Here is an 18,371-nt window from a genome sequence, read left to right as displayed (position 1 = left end):
TTCTACATAAATCCCCGAATTTCCTGAAAATTTTGCTTCTCTAAATCAGTTGTTAACATGACAAAAGTCAGTTTATAAGGCTTGAATAATACCTATTTTTGCGATTAAGTATTTCTTCTTAACAATTTAATTTTTCCCGGAAATCATAGTCAGAAAATTAGTTATTATTTATACAAGTTCTAAATAAATTTTTCTTTCGGAATTTGTGTATTTTATTAATGAATCGTGTCGTAATTTTGTGAATCTATATAGTATCGAGAAGATGCAAAATCAATTTAAAGCGTTCAGTCTATCATATAAATCTGCCCCGCTTTCAGTGAGGGAACAAGTTGCACTTAACGAAGGTGAAAGTAAAAACTTTGCCTTGATGCTTAAGGACTTATTTGGCATACAGGAAAGTCTGATTGTATCAACCTGCAACCGTACCGAGATCTATTATATTTCAGACAAGAATTATTCAGGCGACATAATCAAATCCCTTTTAATTCAAAAAGGAATTACCAATACAGAGGATTACCTGTCTTATTTTGAGATATTCCAAAGTCAGGAAGAAGCTGTAAAACATCTCTTTGAAGTAGCCACTGGACTACATTCAAAAGTTGTAGGAGATTTACAGATTCCAAATCAGATCAAACATGCTTACCAATGGTCGGCGGATATAGACATGGCTGGTCCATTCTTACACCGTCTGATGCATACCATTTTCTTTGCCAATAAAAAAGTAGCTCAGGAAACTTCTTTCCGTGATGGTGCTGCTTCAGTTTCTTATGCCACTGTTGCACTGACTGAAGAATTGACTCAGAAAATGACTCAGCCGAAAGTCCTCATTATCGGTTTAGGTGAAATCGGGGCTGATGTTTGTAAAAATCTGGCAGATAAGGAATTTGCAGACATTACAATTACCAATCGTACCCGTGCCAAATCAGACAAAATCGCTGCCGGACACAATTTCAGAGTAGCTGATTTCGAAAATCTGGAAGAAGAAATTGCCAAAGCAGACGTAATTATTTCTTCTGTAATGATGGATAAACCTGTTATTACAAAAGAACTGGTTTCAAAAATGGAGGTTCTTACTTTCAAATATTTCATTGACCTTTCTGTACCGAGAAGTGTTGAAGATACCCTGGAAGATTTACCTGGTGTTTTAGTATATAATATTGATACCCTTCGTCAGAGAGCAGATGAAGCTTTACAGCAACGCCTTCGTGCGATACCTCACGTAAAAGAAATTATTGCCGAAGCCATTACAGGTTTTGATGACTGGTCTAAAGAAATGGTTGTTTCTCCGACTATCAACAAACTGAAAAATGCGCTTGAACAAATTCGTAAGGAAGAGTTATCAAGACATCTCAAAGGAATGAGTACCGAGGAATCGGAGAAAATTGAGAAAATTACCATGGGAATCGTTCAAAAATTCCTTAAGCTGCCTGTTATCCAGTTAAAAGCTGCCTGCAAACGCGGCGAGGCAGAACAACTGGTGGATGTACTGAATGAATTGTTTGATTTAGAGAAAATTACTGTAGAAAGTCACGGCCATTAATTTCGGCCATATTGATATAAAAGAGCCTGCAAGTTTAAAAATTTGCAGGCTCTTTGCTTTTTACTGAAAATGATATGAAGGGCAGAATAAGCTGATTCTTTCGGGAATTTCCCTAAATTGCCCCGGAAAACCATTGTAGAAATGTTAAAAACTGTTATCCGTTTACTCCCGATCCTGTTCATTATTGTCTCAGCAATATGGATCTGGGAAAAATTCAAAGATTTCAAAAACCCCTTTGCCGGTGATGACCTGGAAGTGACTCATCATTTAGTCATTCAGAAAATTACGGCTATGGGGAAATTGGAATTAGTCAATTACAGATTTAAAGACGTCGTGGAAAGCAGGATTCACAAGCAATTTTTGCCAGACGCTAAAGCCATTCTAATCGTGGAAGGAGAAGCCATTGGCTGTCTCGACCTGACGAAAGTCAGCATGGCCGATTTAAGTACCAGTCATGACACCCTGGTTGTCCACCTGCCGGATCCGGAAATCTGTACTTATAAAATAGATCATAGCAAATCAAAAGTCTATGATACCCAGTTTGCACTTCTGGAAGAAGCTAAACTGGTAGATCAGGCCTTTAAACAAGCAGAAACCCAAATTCAGCAATCTGCTTACGAGGCCGGAATTGTAGAACAAACGAAAGAAAATGCAGATAAAATCCTAAAGCCTTTTCTGGAGGAAGTTTCCGGTAAAAAGATCTTATTACGCTATCAGTTGCAAACGACGAAAAGGATTTTAAAATAAGTATGCTTTCTCATACGTCAGACCTTATATCCGGATCTGAAAATTCAAAAAATAAAAATGAATAAAGAAGCGCTGAAAAAAGCTGCTAATTTTTGTGCCTATCAGGAAAGAACCCATCATGAAGTAAAAGAAAAACTGATGGAGGTCGGGGTTTACGGAGATGACTCTGAAGAGATAGTAGTATGGCTGATTGAAAATAATTATCTCAATGAAGAGCGTTTTGCCAAAGTATTTGCCGGTTCAAAATTCAGACAAAAACACTGGGGAAGACTGAAAATAAGACAGGAACTTAAACTTCGGAAGCTCTCTGAATATTGTATAAAAGCAGGTATGGCTGAAATCAATGATGAAGATTACATGGATACTTTACTTAAAATTATTGATAAAAAAGCCCATTCTTTAAAGGGTGAGAATCCCATGATGCTAAAACAAAAACTTGTCAGGTACGCACTGAGCAAGGGTTTCGAAAACGACCTCGTCTGGCAGACAGTTAATGAAATTTTAAAATCATAATTTTTTTTCTTGGTCAACTAAAATTTTCGCACTAACTTTGAAGTCATGAATTTGACAATCAACACATACAGAACTTACTATTACTACTACGGTACTCCAGCGTAAGTCGGTTATGGTTTGTCTGAAATCCAACAGAAATAAAGAAAAATCATATATAGAAACCGACTTGAAAAAGTCGGTTTTTTTATTGTCAAAAAATTACCAGAAAAGGCCTTTTGCCAGTAACAAAAGGTCTGATTTAAACAAAAATGAACATACAACCTGCATCCCGAATGAATTTGGTACAGGAATATTATTTTTCCACCAAATTGAAACAAATTGCCGACATGCGCGCCAAAGGCATTGACGTATTGAATTTAGGCATTGGCAGTCCCGATTTACCCCCTTCTCCGGAAACAATCGAGGCTTTAGCTGAAACTGCTAAAAATCCTAAAAATCATGCTTATCAAAGCTATGTGGGTGTTCCGGCTTTTCGTGAAGCATTCGCGGACTGGTATCAGACTTATTTTAATGTTACTTTAAATCCGGTTACTGAAATTTTACCATTACTAGGCTCAAAAGAAGGTATCATGCATATTTCCATGACCTACCTGGAAGCCGGTGATGAAGTTTTAGTTCCTAATCCGGGTTATCCTACTTACCGTGCCGCTTCATTGCTTGCCGGCGCAACCGTCGTAGAATATGAGCTTTCGGAAGACAGAGGCTGGTTACCTGATTTGAAAGAATTAGCGAAAAAAGACCTTTCAAAAGTGAAACTAATGTGGGTAAATTATCCACACATGCCTACAGGTGCGAAAGCTAATAAAGCCTTTTTTGAAGAGTTAAGAGATTTTGCAAAAAATCATAATATACTGATTGTCAATGACAACCCATATTCATTTATCCTGAACGATAACCCAATGAGCATATTATCGGTTGAAGGAATGAAAGATGTGGCATTGGAATTAAATTCTTTGTCAAAGTCGCAAAACATGGCCGGATGGCGTGTTGGAATGCTTGCCGGAAAAGCAGAATATGTAAGTAATGTTCTCCGTTTCAAATCGAATATGGATTCGGGAATGTTCCTGCCTCTCCAGCTGGCCGCTGTTAAAGCACTTCAGAATCCTAAGTCCTGGTACGACGAACTGAATGCCATCTATAAAGTTCGTCAGCAAACCGTATTTAAATTAATGGATTTGCTTGAATGTGAATATGATACGGCTCAGACAGGTATGTTTGTCTGGGCAAAAATCCCGGAAAAATATACTTCCGGCTATGAGCTTTCAGACTTGATTTTAGAGAAATCAGCTGTATTTATTACACCGGGAGGTATTTTCGGTTCGGCAGGAGACCGATACATCCGAATCTCTCTTTGCGCCGAGGTTTCTCTTTTTGAAAATGCTATTATGAGAATTAAGGACTGAAAGAAGGATTTTGAACCCCTTCTTTTACCGCTCTTCTCTTATAAATAAAACACAAAATTATGACTATTACAGTTGTGGGTCTGGGACTTATTGGTGGTTCTATGGCATTGAGTTTAAAAGAAAATGGATTTGCTGACACAGTAATTGGAGTGGATAACAGCACTGCTCACGTTATCAAAGCATTGGAATTAAAACTGGTTGATAAAGTGGCCTTATTAAATGATGCTGTGAAGGAATCAGACATCATTATTCTGGCAACTCCCGTTGACTCGCTAGCCACGCTCCTTCCGGCTATTTTGGATACACTTACTGAAAATCAGGTGATTATTGAAGTAGGTTCAACGAAAGTTCCGGTGATTAATGCCGTTAAAAACCATCCGAAAAGAGCCAATTTCGTAGCTACTCACCCAATGGCAGGAACAGAGTTTTCAGGCCCTGAAGCAGCAATTCACCATCTTTTTGATAACAAGGTATGCGTACTTTGTGATATAGAAGATTCCAGACCGGAAGCAGTAGCTACCATTCAGAATATGTATGAATCCGGATTGAAAATGAGGCTGAAATACCTGGATTCTGCTTCGCATGATGTCCACACAGCCTATATTTCACATATTTCACATATCTGTTCTTTCGCTTTAGCGTCAACCGTTCTGGCAAAAGAACGTGATGAAGACAGTATTTTTGACCTGGCAAGTTCAGGTTTTGAGTCAACAGTCCGTCTGGCAAAGTCTTCACCTGAAACATGGATTCCGATTTTCAGACAAAATCAGGATAATATCATTGACGTATTAGATGAATACATTAATACACTTTTAAAATTTAAAGGCTTAATGCTTTCTGAGGGATATGATAAATTTAAGCAATATCTGACTGAGGCCAATGATATCAAACGTATTCTGAACAAATAAGAGCCCCTTATTTTACCGCTTACTAAAGTTCGCTTAATTTTATTTTGCCCGGTTAAACCTTCCTATTCTATTCAGTATCCAAGTGGCAGTTTGCAATTACTCTTTAAACAAACTGCCATGGCATTACTTGATACTCATAAAACTCCCCTGACAACTGCTCAAGTAGCCCATCTGTTAAGAAGGACAACCTTTGGTCATACACCATCGTTACTCAGCTCTCTTTCCGGTAAAAAGGCAGAAGATATCATTCAAATTCTACTCACAGATAAACCTGCTCCTGCACCTCCTACAGATGAAAATGGTCAGACTTTCCATGACCTTCCTTTTGGATTTCCTGAAACGGTAGATGCAGACAAAAATAAAAACGACGGAAAGAAACGGGCCAGAATTAAATGGTGGACGGCCGGATTAATGGTAAATCAACCGGCATCTATTCTGGAAAAAATGACACTTTTCTGGCAAAACCATTTCGTTTCCACGGCTACAGTGGTTTCCGATGCAAGATTCATTTACCGGCAAAGTCAGCTTTTAAGGAAATACGCTTTAGGTAATTTCAAAACATTTGTAGTGGAAATCACCAAAGATCCGGCTATGCTTTTGTATCTGAACGGGAACCAGAATGTTGTGGGGAAACCTAATGAAAACTATGGCAGGGAATTGCAGGAATTATTTACGATCGGCCGGGGCAATTATGACGAAAATGACGTAAAAGCCGCTTCTAAAGTATTGACAGGATGGCGGCCGCTTAATTACAGAAGTGCTGCGCAGGCAGATATCGGGGTTGAATTTCGCCCGGCCTCTCATGATACAACAGATAAGGTATTTTCTGCAAGTTATCAGAATACGGTGATCAAAGGCCGAACCGGGGCAACCGCCGGAGAAGAGGAACTCAATGACCTGATTAACATGATCCTGGCACAGGATGAAACTGCTCGTTTTATCGTCAGAAAATTCTATCGCTGGTTCGTTCAGGCTGATATTTCTCCGCAAATTGAAACGGAAGTAATCGAGCCTTTGGCAAAAGTTTTCAGGAAAGATTATGAAATCAAGCCTGTTTTACAAACACTTTTCCGTTCAAATCACTTTTATGATGAAAATCTGATTGGCTCCCAGATCAAATCTCCGCTTGATCTGATTGTGGGAACGATGAGAATTTTCAATCAGATTGCTCCTGACTCCGGTAATGACAGGACTTCATATGATTTGTTTACCCAATATGTGTATTCACAGGCAAAAGTACAGCAAATGGATATTTTCGACCAGCCCACGGTTTTTGGATGGCGGCCATATTATGATACTGATTTTTATGAAATATGGATCAATTCAACCACTTTGGCATTAAGAGGAAGTTTTACAGACGCCATAGTAAAAGGTTCAAATGCCATGAAAATCAATATTGATTCCGTAAATCTGGCCAAACAGGTTTCTGAACCTTCTGACCCGGTTATCCTGATCAATGAACTGAGTGAAAATATGTACCCTTTTGCGCTGACACAGGAACAAAAAGATTATCTGATTGATCAGGTGCTGATTCCGGGTTTACCCAGATATGAATGGCAGCTGGAATGGCAGGCTTATACCAGTGATCCTACCAACAACGCCAAGCGAAATGCTGTAAAGCTTAAATTAAACAGTCTGTTACAGTTCATGCTTCGTTTAGCAGAGTATCAAATGGGATAGAACCATTTTTGATACTTTTCCTCAGATATTCTTAGCAATTTATTCTTGCTGACTTTTACCCAGGTTTAAATTTAAACTCAAAATCATGAAACGTCGGGATTTTATTCAGTATGCAACTTCTTCTTTTTTCCTGCCATTGATTCTGGACGGCTTCGGTGCAAAGGCTCATACCAAAGCAACGACACCCTTTATGAAAGCCATGCAGCAAATAGCAGATGCAAATGACCGGATTTTGGTTGTAATTCAGTTAAACGGGGGAAATGATGGTTTAAATATGGTCTTACCTCTTGATCAATACAGTACCTATACCGCCTCAAATTTCAGAGGAAATATTGCCATTCCGGAAAACAAAGTACTCAAATTAAACGGAAAACCGGAAACTGGTCTGCACCCTTCCATGACCGGTTTACAAACTTTATATAATGAAGGAAAATTGTCGATCATCCAGGCAGCGGGGTATGCCAATCCAAGCTTTTCCCATTTCAGAGCCAGTGACATCTGGTTTACAGCAGTTGATTCAGACAAAATTTCGACTTCCGGCTGGCTTGGTCGTTATGTAGAAAATACTTACGATGGTTTTCCTGACAACTATCCCAGCTCGAGTAACCCTGACCCATTAGCGATTCAGATTTCATCTATTTCCTCAACTGCTTTCGTGACAAGTTCTGCTTCAGCGGCGCTGGCAATTCAGGATCCTGATACTTTTGCTAAAATTGTAGGAGACAAACCAAATATTATCTCCGGTGATCTGCCGGATACCCCGGCCGGAAAATACACAGCATTCATCCGTCAACAGCAAATATCATCTGTAGCTTATGCAGGACAATTGAAAATAGCTGCCGGAAAAGGAAAAAATCTGGTAACCTATCCAACTCAGAATACTTTAGCCGATCAGCTTAAAATCGTATCAAGGCTGATTGCAGGAGGCTTGCAGACCAAAATCTATTATGTAACTCTTGGTGGATTTGATACCCATTCCAATCAGGTAAATGCCGGAGATACATCAGTCGGAAGTCATGCAGATTTACTCGGTAAACTTTCTTCCGGCATTAAAGCTTTTATGGATGACCTGAAAGCACAGGGTAATGACAACAAGGTCGTGGGAATGACATTTTCTGAGTTTGGCAGGAGAGCTATCTCTAATGGCAGTCGGGGGACAGATCATGGCTGGGCTTCCCCGTTGTTTGTATTCGGAAATGCCGTAAAGACCCAAATGATTGGAAAAAATCCTAATTTAAAAGACCTCGATAATAATAATATCAAGCTTCAGACAGATTTCAGACAAGTTTATGCGAGCATTCTCACCGACTGGATGGGTGCTTCTGAGGCAACTGTCAAAACGATTCTGTTAGACAAAACTTTCAGTATTTTACCTATTTTCAGGCAGCAACAGGTATTGGGTACAGAAACTGAAGTTCCGGGAACAAACTTCAAAATCTATCCAAATCCTGCAGTTGGTGAAACCATTCTGGAATCAGATAAATTTAATGGCGGTATCTCTGATTTACAGCTTTCTGATATGACCGGAAGAAATTATTCTTCCCGCTGGAGTCAACTTTCTGCTAATAAAATTCGTTTAGATTTAAGTAATCTGCCTTCCGGAAAATATCTGGTTTGTGTAGAAACCAGACAAGAACCTATTGTAGGAACACTCGTTGTATCACATTAAAAACAATATATTACCTATTCAATCCAATTTAAAACTAAAGTCATGAAAAAACTCATTTTGATTGCCCTCCTTTTCACAGCATTCCAGGTAAGCACTAACGCACAGGCTCCTGCCACCGCTCCTGCTAAAGCTGCGAAAACAGAATCCAAAAAAGACAAAGGTCCTAAAAAATCAGCTGATGAAAGAGCTGTTCAATATTCTCAGGAGCTGAAGCAAAAGCTTAAACTAAATGACGATCAGTATAGCAAAGTATTGGCTGTCAATACAGAATGCATCAAAAGAAAAGATGCACTGAAAGAAGCGGATGATAAAAAAGCGAAGAAAGACGGAAAAAAAGACATTAAAGCATATCGCTTGGGTGAATACCAAAAAATCTTTACAGCCGATCAGTTAGCCGCTTATAAAGCCATGAAGGATGATGAGAAAGACAATAATGATAACAAGCATCATGGAAAAGACGGAAAAAAAGATGATGCCAAAAACTAGGCTATAATTTTTCCGGATAAGTCCTTCTGAAAACCAATCAGAAGGACTTATTTTTGATTCTGATAACTGTTGTCTAACCATGGCTTGCGGCTCACAAACCACTTCTTAAGTTAATGTATTTATATGCTCTGCGCCACCATGGCATGATTTATTTTATATGGGAATATTTTCTTCGTATTTTCCTCCGTTCCCTACATAAATACACCGCTTATTACTTCCGGACAATACGGCTTCATAAAACCTTACCCCAGCCACTGCTATATCATTCATAAAACCCGGATAATCCGACTTCCCTTCCTGATTATCCCTGATAGCCTGAATGGTCTTCATTTCACTGAACTCATCTGAAATCTCTCTTAACACTTTCGTATTGGCGTGCAATATCCTCCCGCCTTCTGCAAAACGATATATTATTATTCCGGTAGCGACATCCACGGAATAGGATTCAATACCGGCATTTATAAGTTTCTGTGCTAAATCGGGATAATTTACGGCCGATTTGTATGCTTCATTAATACTTTCTTCTCTGGTCATCAGGAATTATAATTGAGGGAAATACTACATTTAAAGCTCATTTATCAGATAAACTGAAAAGGTAAGCATTCTTGATCTGAGCCCGTTAACAGCCGGATTTTCTGTCAAAAATGCTTACGGCATTGTTAGACAACTTTCTACTTTCCTAACACTTCTTTATTGAAAATCTCCTGTACTTTCCAGATTGACACTTCGTAAAACCACTTATTCTGAGGTTGGAAACACATAATCGGGGCATGCTTGCATCGATCGGTACATTCGATCTTAAATACTTCCACCTCATCTTTCAGATGGGCGTCTTTGATTGCTTCTTTGAAGAATTTACGCACTTCTTTGTACTTTCCACATTTGTCGCCATCGCAAATGAAGATAGATTTTTCGGGGAATTGAACTCTGCTCATAAGCCATATTTTTTTAGTAAATATACTTAAAAAACATCCTGTTCAAAACGGATTATTTTCCGGGGAAAACTCAAAAATTTTATTTGTCAATTTCCCCCGAAATAGAATATAAAACAGGGCATATCTATCCTTTAAAAATAATTATCTTTGGGAATCCTATGAATTACGAAATAACTTAAAGACACATTATAAGATTTTATGGAAAGACGTTCGGCATTAAAGAACATGGCAATGGCAGCAGGAGGTTTAATCAACCTGCCTTCCTGGGCCAATAGCTGGGATAAAACCACGGTTCAGAATCACCAGCTGAAAGTTTCAGCCAGTCAGGAAGCGATTTTGGCGGAAATCGTTGAAACAATTATCCCCACAACCGATACTCCGGGTGCAAAAACACTTGGTATTCATCAGTTTGCAATGAAAATGGTAGCAGATTGCTACGACAAAATTGCGCAGGATAATTTCAGGAAAGGTATAAATACGGTAGAAGAGCTCAGTAAAACCTCTTTCGGTAAATCACTTACCGAATGTGATGCTACTCAGAAAAACAAAATCATTCAGGATATTTCTGAATCAAAAGATGCTGATACACAAAGCTTTTACAAACTAATCAAAGGCCTTACCATTCAGGGATATCTGAAATCGGAATATGTATTGAGCAATCTTCTGATTTATGAACTTGTTCCGGCCCGCTTCCACGGTTGTGTGCCAGTAAAGAAGTAATTTTGTCAATTTTTGAATAGTAAGGAAATCCTTTCCTTTTTATGGCAAATACCTGTCTGAATACTCAGATAATCTGTTTTGCCCTTAAAATCATAGAAAACCATGTCATATCTGAATATAACTAGTGTAAAAGACCGCACTTATGATGCAATCGTCGTAGGCTCAGGTATCAGCGGCGGATGGGCTGCGAAAGAACTAACCCAAAAAGGACTTAAAACCCTGGTTCTGGAAAGAGGTCGTGACGTTAAACACGTAATCGACTATCCAACCACCATGAAAATGCCCTGGGAATTTGAACACCGTAATCAACTCCCGCTTGAGGTTAAAAAAGAAAATCCGATTGTAGGTAAATGTTATGCTTTCTACGAAGGAACAGAGCATTTTTTTGTAAAAGATAAAGAACATCCTTACATTCAGGAAAAGCCTTTCGACTGGATTCGTGGTTATCAGGTAGGTGGGAAATCGTTGCTTTGGGCCCGCCAGACGCAACGATGGAGTCAATTCGATTTTGATGGCCCTGCCCGTGACGGCTTTGCTGTAGAATGGCCAATCAGTTATCAGGATCTTGCACCCTGGTATAGTTACGTAGAGAAATTTGCCGGAATTTCCGGTAATAAAGATGGACTGGCAGAACTTCCGGATGGAGAGTTTCTTCCTCCTCACGATATGACCTGCGTTGAAAAATACTTTAAAGAACAGGTTGCAAAACAATATAAAGACCGACATATTATCATCGGTCGTGCGGCTCATATCACACAGCCAAAGCCAATTCATACGCAGCAAGGAAGAGCACAATGTCAGAATCGTACTTTATGCGAAAGAGGCTGTCCTTTCGGCGGATATTTCAGCAGTAATGCTTCCACTATTCCCTGGGCTGCCAAAACAGGAAAAATGACTCTTCGTCCTGATTCTGTGGTACATTCTATCATTTATGATGAGAAAAAAGGCAAAGCTACCGGCGTGAGAGTGGTTGATGCTCATACCAAAGAAATGATTGAGTTTTATGCGCGCATCATTTTTGTCAATGCAGCAGCAATCAATACGAACCTTGTTTTATTGAATTCGACTTCAAATCGTTTCCAGAATGGTTTGGGTAATGATAGTGGAGTACTAGGGAAATATGTTGCTTTCCACAATTACCGGGCTTCAATTTCCGGAGAATATGATGGTTACTTAGATTCTACCACAGACGGCCGCCGCCCTAATAGCAGTTATATTCCACGTTTCAGAAATGTTTACAAACAGGAAACAGACTTTTTGAGAGGTTATGCAGCAGGTTTCGGAGCAAACCGTATCTCTTATCAGCCAAATGATGGTTTTGGAGAGCATTTGAAAAGTAACCTTCTTCATCCGAAATTGGGTGGATGGAGTGTGGGTTCTCATATGATGGGTGAAACCATTCCGAAAGAAAGCAATTATGTAGCTTTGGATAAATCCCAGAAAGATCCCTGGGGAATCCCTCAGCTGAAAATTGCCATCGATTATGACAATAACGATGAAAAAATGATCAAGGATTATTTTGAGCAATTGACCGAGATGTTTACCAATGCAGGATTTAAGAACATTCGTACCCGCGATACCAAACAGGCTCCGGGTCTGGATATTCACGAAATGGGAGGTGCAAGAATGGGTAAAGATCCGAAAACGTCTATTCTGAACAAATGGAATCAAATGCATGCCTGCAAAAACGTTTTTGTAACTGACGGGGCTTCCATGACTTCAACGTCAACCCAAAACCCTTCTCTGACTTACATGGCGCTTACCGCACGTGCAGCAGATTATGCCGTAAAACAAATGAAAATGGGTAATTTATAATTCTGATCTTATCCGGCTTTTAGCCGAGGTACTCAGAGTCAGTTTGATTGGCTCTGAGTACCTCTTTTCTTTTTACAGCTTTTCAATTTTATAGACAAACCTGTCTTTCGCTTTCAGAACTTTCGCCGTCAGCATGATTCTGAAAATATCCATATTGTTCCAGGTCTGCTTAAACTTCTGTTCATCCGGTTGGTTTAATGGCATTTTCTCAGAAGAAGCCTTCCATTTTCTGGCATCGTAGCTTAAAACAACCTGTTTACCATCCGGTTTTGTAAAAGTGATTTTTCCCGGCGTATCAAGGTTGATTTTACAGATTGTCATAAATATCTGGGAAAGGCTTTTCAGGTTTTCTCCGGACTCAAATTCATCTGAAATTTCAACGCTTCCGCTTTTCAGTAATTTTACGATTCTCTGCCAGCTTTTAAGATTTGCCTCTTTAGGATAAGCCGCAGCAATATCCATCTTCAGACTTGATTCTTTTTCTCCAGCCTGATATACAACGTGTTCAGCTTCATACTTCCTTCCGTCTTTTTGTTGAAAACCATTGACAATAGGCAGATTATGATAGGCAGAAGTATTATACCAAAGCTCATAACGCTGTGAAGAGAATGTTTTGGAAGTATAAGTTCCTGAACCAATGTCAAGAATGACAGGAAAAGCATCGGTATAAACGATAAAATCGCCTACATCATTATGGTTGTGGCTTTCAGCATTATGTCCACCGTGTGAAGCAAGGTATAAACCATTTTCGGCACGGGCTGCCATTACCTGAATATCACTAATCCAGACATCATTCAACAATGGCTCTTTCAAGCCGGGAGAAGCTTTTGAAGCCTCTGCACATTCTTTGATAGCAAAAAGATTAAAAATAGCCCTTGACCGGAAAAACTGCTCAACAGAGGGTTTAGGCGTAAAATTCTGATAGGACCACAAACCAAACTTTAACATATCAGGATCATTCAAAGCTTTTCCGAAACGATATAGCAAAATCCCGTCAGGTTTAAGATGTGGCGCGGCATCAGCAAAATTGATAAAGTTATCGCCCTCTATATGAGCTTTGTAAATATAAGAAGCCATATTTTTCACCAGTTTTTCATCATACACTGAAATCCTGCCATTGGTAGCCCTGCTCAAAATATCCAGTGCATCAAACATACAGGCCCCTGCCGCAAACCAATAAGAGGGTCCTTCATCGCAGCCACCATCATCTCCTAAACTATTGAAATATACATCCAGCAATTTCAGGGAATAATGAAGTGTTGAAGCCCTTCGTTCTTCATTTTTTTCCAATAACAGGTTGGCCATCATCCAATTGGAAATTATCCAGGGATTCCAGTTATTTACTGACATGTTATTATCCTTTCCACCAAGATAGCCGTATCTGGCAGTAAGCAATGGGGTGAAGATTCTTCGGTTTACTTCGTAATAAATTCTCGGACGAATGAGTTTGGATTTCTTTTCCAGGGCGTCTCCTACCAGATAATCTGTCAATGCCATTACTGAGGCAGTTTCGGCAGCAAATAAATCTACAATCGGGTCCTCTGCATCGGGCAAACCATTTCCTGCCTTTTGTATGCCTAAATGGGCAGGAACACCCCAGAATGTTTCTTCAGAAATAGCCCAGACGCCATTCAGAATGTCTTCCGTGAATCGGTCTTTCCTTTCCAATGCCTCTGCAAGTACCAGACTCATCAACTGATTTCTTCTGCTGAATGACACTTTCTGAAAGTTGTTTCTGTCTCCCGTTCTTACATATTCCAGCCAGAGAGAGGCCGAAACGGGCTGAAATTCCTTTCCAAGCAGCTTTTCTGCATTAGATATAATTTGTTTCTGTACCGAATCCGGCAGATTCTTTTGCCAGATTTCCGCTGTTTTGGGAAAAGGAGTCCAGTCTTTGGCGGGAATCAGGTTACGACTGATTTCCTCCTGAGAGAAACGGCTTAAAATATTTCTCTGCTTCAGTTGTCCGAAGGTATCTGATCCGATCAGGATCAATGATACCAGGAACACTGCTTTCAATTTAAGAATAATTTGTTTCATATGTAACTGAGCGATTAACCCGCTTTTTCAACCAGATATACTGCTGATAAAATACTAAAAAGAAGTGTTTGTCCGGAGGCTCTTTACGAACAGAACAACCAGACAAACACCTTAATTATTTACTGAAATGGAATACTTATTTATGTTTCTTCATCAGATTATCATATCTGAGCAAAGCTTCGATATAATAATAGTCAGCATATACCAAAGGTACATCTACTTCAGATTTCAATGGTTTTGCTCCTACGCTATGCATAAGAATAAAATCATGATTCTCTCCAAGTTTTGCTTTATAGGCAGGAGAAGACAAAGACTCAAGCATTTTTTCAGCTGAATCAAAATATGTTTTTCCTTTAGCTGCACCACTATACTTGGTTAGCTCAAGCAAAGCTGAAGCCGTTACCGCAGCTGCAGAAGCATCACGTTCTTCATTAGGAATATTCGGAGCATTGAAATCCCAGTAAGGAACTTTGTCAGCCGGAAGATTAGGATGATTCAGGAAAGCATCTGCCAACTTTTGTGCCTGCACTAAATATTTTCTATTCTTCGTTTCACGATACATCACGGTATAACCATAGATTGCCCAGGCTTGTCCTCTTGCCCACATAGAGCCATCTGCATAACCCTGAGCGGTTTTTTTAGCAATAACCTTTCCGCCATCACCATAACAGATTACATGGAAACTGCTGTTATCCGGTCTGAAATGGTTTTTAAGCGTAGTGTCTGCATGTGAAAGACTCAATTTATAGAATTCTTTATTGCCAGACACTTTACTTGCCCAGAACAGGAACTCCAGATTCATCATATTATCAATAATTACCGGATAATCATAAGACTGAAACTTATTCCATGATTTGATTACACCGATTTTCGGATTAAAACGTGTGGCAAGAGATTTCGCTCCTGTCAGCATAATTTCCTTGTATTTTGGATTTTTGGTCAATCTGTAACCATTTCCGAAAGGACAATAAAGCATGAATCCCAAATCATGCGTATCTGTATTATACTGCTCTTTTTCAACTGCCATCGACCATTTGTCAGCCGCAACTTTCCATTTAGGGTTTTTAGTATATTCATACAAATACCAAAGAGATCCTCCAAAAAATCCACTGCACCACCATGACGTCGGCATGTCTCTTAAAGTCCCGTCAGGGTTTACAGACTGAGGTGTTTTAGTGTAATCAGGGTGAGTTTTCAACATCAATTCGTATTGTTTGGAAGCAAAATCAATCTCTTTTTTCACATCAATCTTAGACTGTGCAAAAACATTCAGAGAGGTGCCAAGCAGGGCAAACAGCCAATATTTTTTCATTATTTTATATATATTTATTTTTGACTTTTGAGATTCACTTTAACGGTGTCTGACATACGTATCCTTTCTTTTTCCAGAAATTTCTGAAAAAGTCCTGCATTTTTAAATTGCTCATCGGCAGCCTCCCATCCTGCAAAAAACCTGAAACTTACCGGTACTCCCGGCAGGCTTTTCAGCTTTACGAAATAAGTCTGCTGAACTTTTGCCGGACCGCTCTCCGGAGCTTCATCAAAACCAAGAAAAGAGGATTTTTTAACCAATACAGCCATCCCCAGATTATCTTTATTTTCGCTTTGTTTATCGAAAGTAGCCAAAAGACAATCTTTCTCCCCTATTTCCTGTATGGCTTTATCTGAAAGCAGGTTAACGATTCCGGTAACAAGCTGTCGTTCTCCGGTAAATCCTGAAAGGGTCACTTTACTTTCATAATAATATTGTCCTCCCACGATGCTGATTTCCTCCGTAACATCATATTTCTCCTCAGGCGAAACCTGCCAGTTTTTGTATTTCATTCTGAAAATCGCCCTGACCGGACCATCGGAAATCAGCTCATAAGAAGTTTTTTCAACATGCTCTCCCAATTTCACCACGCTTTGTAAATGATCTTTCTCCTTTCCGATTATAGCAAGAGACCCTGCACCCAATGAATTACCTAGTTTCAGAATATCCATACCCCACCAGCTTTTTTCATGGTAATTTTCTCCCAGACCAATCCGGTCCATCATCATTTCTGAAGTAGTTTTACCATAAATATCTTTCCCGTTTCTGGGGTCAAAATACAGCCTGAAAGCCACTTTATCATTTTCCCAGGCCGGGCCTTCCGTATGATACAAAGGCAGTTTAGTTTTGGAAAAATCAGTAGGTTTCATCCCTTCAGGCATGGTTTCGGCAGTAATCGGCATAAATTTACCTGAAGCATCCATTTTCGCCATTCTGGCATGCGCACGCTGTGTGAATTTCGGAAAGTCTCCTGCCTTCACAAATGATACATTTATTCCGGTTTTCTCCAAAGGCTGAAGTGTCAGTAAAAAAACAGCTTCATCCCATTTCCCATCTCCATCCAGATCATCTGTCTGAGATGGCAATACCGAACCATCAGCTTTTTTGAACAATGGCAGCTTCTCTTCTGTACCGGATTTCAGTCCTTTTATCAATGACCTCCTCGAAAGAATAATGGCTTCATCATTTCTGATAAAATCCGAAGGGTTTTCAAGCGTAATATGCATTTTCTCCTGAGCCATCAGAAGAGAGCCCGGGAGAAAACACAATATACCTATTTTCAGAAAATGCTTCATAATTACCTGAGTTCCGTAATCGGAGCAAAATCCATATCCGAATAATCTAAATTTTCTCCTGCCATTCCCCAGATAAAAGAATAATTTGAAGTACCGCAACCAGAGTGAATAGACCAGGGTGGAGAAACAACCGCCTGGTGATTAGCTACCACAATATGTCTGGTTTCCTGTGGATTTCCCATCAAATGGAACACCCGATGTGCTTCATTCAAATCAAAATACAGGTACGCTTCCATTCTTCTGTCATGTACGTGGGCAGGCATTGTATTCCATACGCTTCCGGTATTCAGTACAGTCAAACCCATCACAACCTGACAACTCTGGATCCCATCCTTATGAATGTACTTGAAAATAGTACGTTCATTTGAAGTCTCAAGAGATCCTATAGAAACCGGTGAAGCTTCCTCTTTTGTCATTTTCCGGGTTGGATATGAATGATGAGCCGGAGCCGATAAAATGTAATATAGGGCAGGATTTTCAGCATCATTGCTATTAAAAATCACCTTTTTTGCTCCTTTTCCTATAAAAAGACAATCCTTTTTAGAAAGAGTATGACTTGTTCCATCTACTTCAATTGATCCGTCTCCCCCGACATTAATAACTCCCATTTCACGGCGTTCAAGAAAATAGTCTGCTTTTAAATTATCATACGTTGGCAATTCAAGGCCTTTTCCAACAGGTTTTGCCCCCCCTACAATCACTCTGTCGTAATGGGTATATTCCAGAACAACAGAATCATTTTCAAAAATAGATTCAATTAAAAAATTCTCACGAAGATCCTGAGTATCAAATCCTTTTGCCTCTCTTTGGCTTATTGCCTGACGAATGTGCATCTGCATTTTTACAATGTGTTTAAATTATTTAGGGGATAAATATTACAAAACTGTATATCATTTGTCTAAAGTCAATATTCCTTCATCTTTTACCCATTTTCGAAAAACTTATTTTCAGCGGGCAGAAGCCGCAGACATTTTATCTTATTCGTTTACAGTCTAAAAAAAATACAATATTTACCCTAAAAACCTTTTTTATAATTTCTCTCCCAATTTCAATGATTCTGTCATTGAAAAGGCATTTTTATACCTAAACCAATTGAAAATTATATTTTACACAGAACTAAAAAAAGAAAAATCACAATATATTTTGCATATTTTCATGCAACCGTTACCGCAACCGTTTGCGGTAACGGTTGCATGAAAAAAATAATTTACCGGAAAAATCAAGTATTTTACTCCTGAACTCCGCTTTACAGATAAACCGGTAATCTGAGGTCAAACACTTCTGAATTCTCATAAAAAGGAATAATCA

16 protein-coding genes are annotated in these 18,371 nt (G+C 39.3%); 10 read left to right on the top strand and 6 right to left on the bottom strand.

The window, feature by feature from the left end; all coding sequences use genetic code 11:
* Positions 1–262: 262 nt before the first annotated feature.
* The 8 genes from hemA (at position 263) to BM179_RS03265 (ending at position 8,946) form a co-directional block, all read left to right on the top strand.
* A complete protein-coding gene (hemA, locus tag BM179_RS03300) occupies positions 263–1,540 on the top strand; it encodes a glutamyl-tRNA reductase (protein ID WP_092012191.1) in 1,278 nt (425 codons plus the stop codon).
* Between the two features lie 141 nt (positions 1,541–1,681).
* Entirely contained in the window at positions 1,682–2,287 is a 606-nt protein-coding gene (locus BM179_RS03295; protein ID WP_092012188.1) for a DUF4230 domain-containing protein, read from the top strand.
* A 57-nt stretch (positions 2,288–2,344) separates the two neighbouring features.
* Complete coding sequence (locus tag BM179_RS03290; RefSeq protein WP_092012185.1) at positions 2,345–2,800, top strand: regulatory protein RecX; 456 nt, start codon at positions 2,345–2,347, stop codon at positions 2,798–2,800.
* 272 nt (positions 2,801–3,072) lie between these two features.
* Positions 3,073–4,203, top strand: a complete 1,131-nt coding sequence (locus BM179_RS03285; RefSeq protein ID WP_229632888.1) for an aminotransferase class I/II-fold pyridoxal phosphate-dependent enzyme — start codon at positions 3,073–3,075, stop codon at positions 4,201–4,203.
* 59 nt (positions 4,204–4,262) lie between these two features.
* Positions 4,263–5,111: a prephenate dehydrogenase gene (locus BM179_RS03280; protein ID WP_092012178.1), complete on the top strand. Its 849-nt coding sequence runs from the start codon at positions 4,263–4,265 to the stop codon at positions 5,109–5,111.
* Between the two features lie 117 nt (positions 5,112–5,228).
* Positions 5,229–6,791 carry a DUF1800 domain-containing protein gene (locus BM179_RS03275; RefSeq protein ID WP_092012175.1) on the top strand — a complete coding sequence of 521 codons (1,563 nt, stop codon included), beginning with the start codon at positions 5,229–5,231 and terminating at the stop codon, positions 6,789–6,791.
* 85 nt (positions 6,792–6,876) lie between these two features.
* Positions 6,877–8,460 carry a DUF1501 domain-containing protein gene (locus tag BM179_RS03270; RefSeq protein ID WP_092012172.1) on the top strand — a complete coding sequence of 528 codons (1,584 nt, stop codon included), beginning with the start codon at positions 6,877–6,879 and terminating at the stop codon, positions 8,458–8,460.
* Positions 8,461–8,502: 42 nt separating this feature from the next.
* Positions 8,503–8,946 (top strand): hypothetical protein, encoded by a 444-nt coding sequence (locus BM179_RS03265; RefSeq protein WP_092012169.1) that lies wholly within the window; start codon positions 8,503–8,505, stop codon positions 8,944–8,946.
* A gap of 153 nt (positions 8,947–9,099) precedes the next feature.
* Here the strand turns inward: BM179_RS03265 and BM179_RS03260 are convergent, their stop codons facing one another.
* Both BM179_RS03260 and BM179_RS03255 read right to left on the bottom strand, forming a co-directional pair.
* Positions 9,100–9,480 (bottom strand): DUF1398 family protein, encoded by a 381-nt coding sequence (locus BM179_RS03260; protein WP_092012166.1) that lies wholly within the window; start codon positions 9,478–9,480, stop codon positions 9,100–9,102.
* A gap of 137 nt (positions 9,481–9,617) precedes the next feature.
* Positions 9,618–9,881, bottom strand: coding sequence for a (2Fe-2S) ferredoxin domain-containing protein (locus tag BM179_RS03255; RefSeq protein WP_092012163.1), 264 nt, complete (start codon positions 9,879–9,881; stop codon positions 9,618–9,620).
* A 198-nt stretch (positions 9,882–10,079) separates the two neighbouring features.
* On the opposite strand from BM179_RS03255, the gene BM179_RS03250 reads away from it, so the two are divergent.
* Positions 10,080–10,601 (top strand): gluconate 2-dehydrogenase subunit 3 family protein, encoded by a 522-nt coding sequence (locus BM179_RS03250; protein ID WP_229632887.1) that lies wholly within the window; start codon positions 10,080–10,082, stop codon positions 10,599–10,601.
* Between the two features lie 102 nt (positions 10,602–10,703).
* Positions 10,704–12,416, top strand: coding sequence for a GMC oxidoreductase (locus BM179_RS03245; RefSeq protein WP_092012157.1), 1,713 nt, complete (start codon positions 10,704–10,706; stop codon positions 12,414–12,416).
* Between the two features lie 72 nt (positions 12,417–12,488).
* Here the strand turns inward: BM179_RS03245 and BM179_RS03240 are convergent, their stop codons facing one another.
* The 4 genes from BM179_RS03240 to kduI all read right to left on the bottom strand — a co-directional run bounded on the left by BM179_RS03240 (position 12,489) and on the right by kduI (position 17,896).
* The gene (locus BM179_RS03240; RefSeq protein ID WP_092012154.1) at positions 12,489–14,456 is read right to left on the bottom strand and encodes a heparinase II/III domain-containing protein; all 1,968 of its coding nucleotides are present in this window, start codon (positions 14,454–14,456) and stop codon (positions 12,489–12,491) included.
* A 136-nt stretch (positions 14,457–14,592) separates the two neighbouring features.
* Positions 14,593–15,768 carry a glycoside hydrolase family 88 protein gene (locus BM179_RS03235; RefSeq protein WP_092012152.1) on the bottom strand — a complete coding sequence of 392 codons (1,176 nt, stop codon included), beginning with the start codon at positions 15,766–15,768 and terminating at the stop codon, positions 14,593–14,595.
* A 14-nt stretch (positions 15,769–15,782) separates the two neighbouring features.
* Entirely contained in the window at positions 15,783–17,063 is a 1,281-nt protein-coding gene (locus tag BM179_RS03230; RefSeq protein WP_092012149.1) for a DUF4861 domain-containing protein, read from the bottom strand.
* Positions 17,064–17,065: 2 nt separating this feature from the next.
* Positions 17,066–17,896: a 5-dehydro-4-deoxy-D-glucuronate isomerase gene (gene kduI, locus BM179_RS03225; protein WP_092013597.1), complete on the bottom strand. Its 831-nt coding sequence runs from the start codon at positions 17,894–17,896 to the stop codon at positions 17,066–17,068.
* Positions 17,897–18,371: the final 475 nt, after the last annotated feature.

It is taken from the genome of Pseudarcicella hirudinis (assembly GCF_900115665.1).
Classification (GTDB): domain Bacteria; phylum Bacteroidota; class Bacteroidia; order Cytophagales; family Spirosomataceae; genus Pseudarcicella; species Pseudarcicella hirudinis.
Note: the sequence above shows the minus strand (reverse complement) of the source record. Positions and strands in the feature narration are given on the sequence as shown.

Excerpts from the sequence above, each read along its gene's own strand:
- BM179_RS03230 (WP_092012149.1), bottom strand. The coding sequence starts at position 17,063 with ATGAAGCATTTTCTGAAAATAGGTATATTGTGTTTTCTCCCGGGCTCT.
- BM179_RS03260 (WP_092012166.1), bottom strand. The coding sequence starts at position 9,480 with ATGACCAGAGAAGAAAGTATTAATGAAGCATACAAATCGGCCGTAAAT.
- BM179_RS03275 (WP_092012175.1), top strand. The coding sequence starts at position 5,229 with ATGGCATTACTTGATACTCATAAAACTCCCCTGACAACTGCTCAAGTA.
- kduI (WP_092013597.1), bottom strand. The coding sequence starts at position 17,896 with ATGCACATTCGTCAGGCAATAAGCCAAAGAGAGGCAAAAGGATTTGAT.
- hemA (WP_092012191.1), top strand. The coding sequence starts at position 263 with ATGCAAAATCAATTTAAAGCGTTCAGTCTATCATATAAATCTGCCCCG.
- BM179_RS03250 (WP_229632887.1), top strand. The coding sequence starts at position 10,080 with ATGGAAAGACGTTCGGCATTAAAGAACATGGCAATGGCAGCAGGAGGT.
- BM179_RS03285 (WP_229632888.1), top strand. The coding sequence starts at position 3,073 with ATGAATTTGGTACAGGAATATTATTTTTCCACCAAATTGAAACAAATT.
- BM179_RS03270 (WP_092012172.1), top strand. The coding sequence starts at position 6,877 with ATGAAACGTCGGGATTTTATTCAGTATGCAACTTCTTCTTTTTTCCTG.
- BM179_RS03235 (WP_092012152.1), bottom strand. The coding sequence starts at position 15,768 with ATGAAAAAATATTGGCTGTTTGCCCTGCTTGGCACCTCTCTGAATGTT.
- BM179_RS03240 (WP_092012154.1), bottom strand. The coding sequence starts at position 14,456 with ATGAAACAAATTATTCTTAAATTGAAAGCAGTGTTCCTGGTATCATTG.
- BM179_RS03245 (WP_092012157.1), top strand. The coding sequence starts at position 10,704 with ATGTCATATCTGAATATAACTAGTGTAAAAGACCGCACTTATGATGCA.
- BM179_RS03290 (WP_092012185.1), top strand. The coding sequence starts at position 2,345 with ATGAATAAAGAAGCGCTGAAAAAAGCTGCTAATTTTTGTGCCTATCAG.
- BM179_RS03255 (WP_092012163.1), bottom strand. The coding sequence starts at position 9,881 with ATGAGCAGAGTTCAATTCCCCGAAAAATCTATCTTCATTTGCGATGGC.
- BM179_RS03265 (WP_092012169.1), top strand. The coding sequence starts at position 8,503 with ATGAAAAAACTCATTTTGATTGCCCTCCTTTTCACAGCATTCCAGGTA.
- BM179_RS03295 (WP_092012188.1), top strand. The coding sequence starts at position 1,682 with ATGTTAAAAACTGTTATCCGTTTACTCCCGATCCTGTTCATTATTGTC.
- BM179_RS03280 (WP_092012178.1), top strand. The coding sequence starts at position 4,263 with ATGACTATTACAGTTGTGGGTCTGGGACTTATTGGTGGTTCTATGGCA.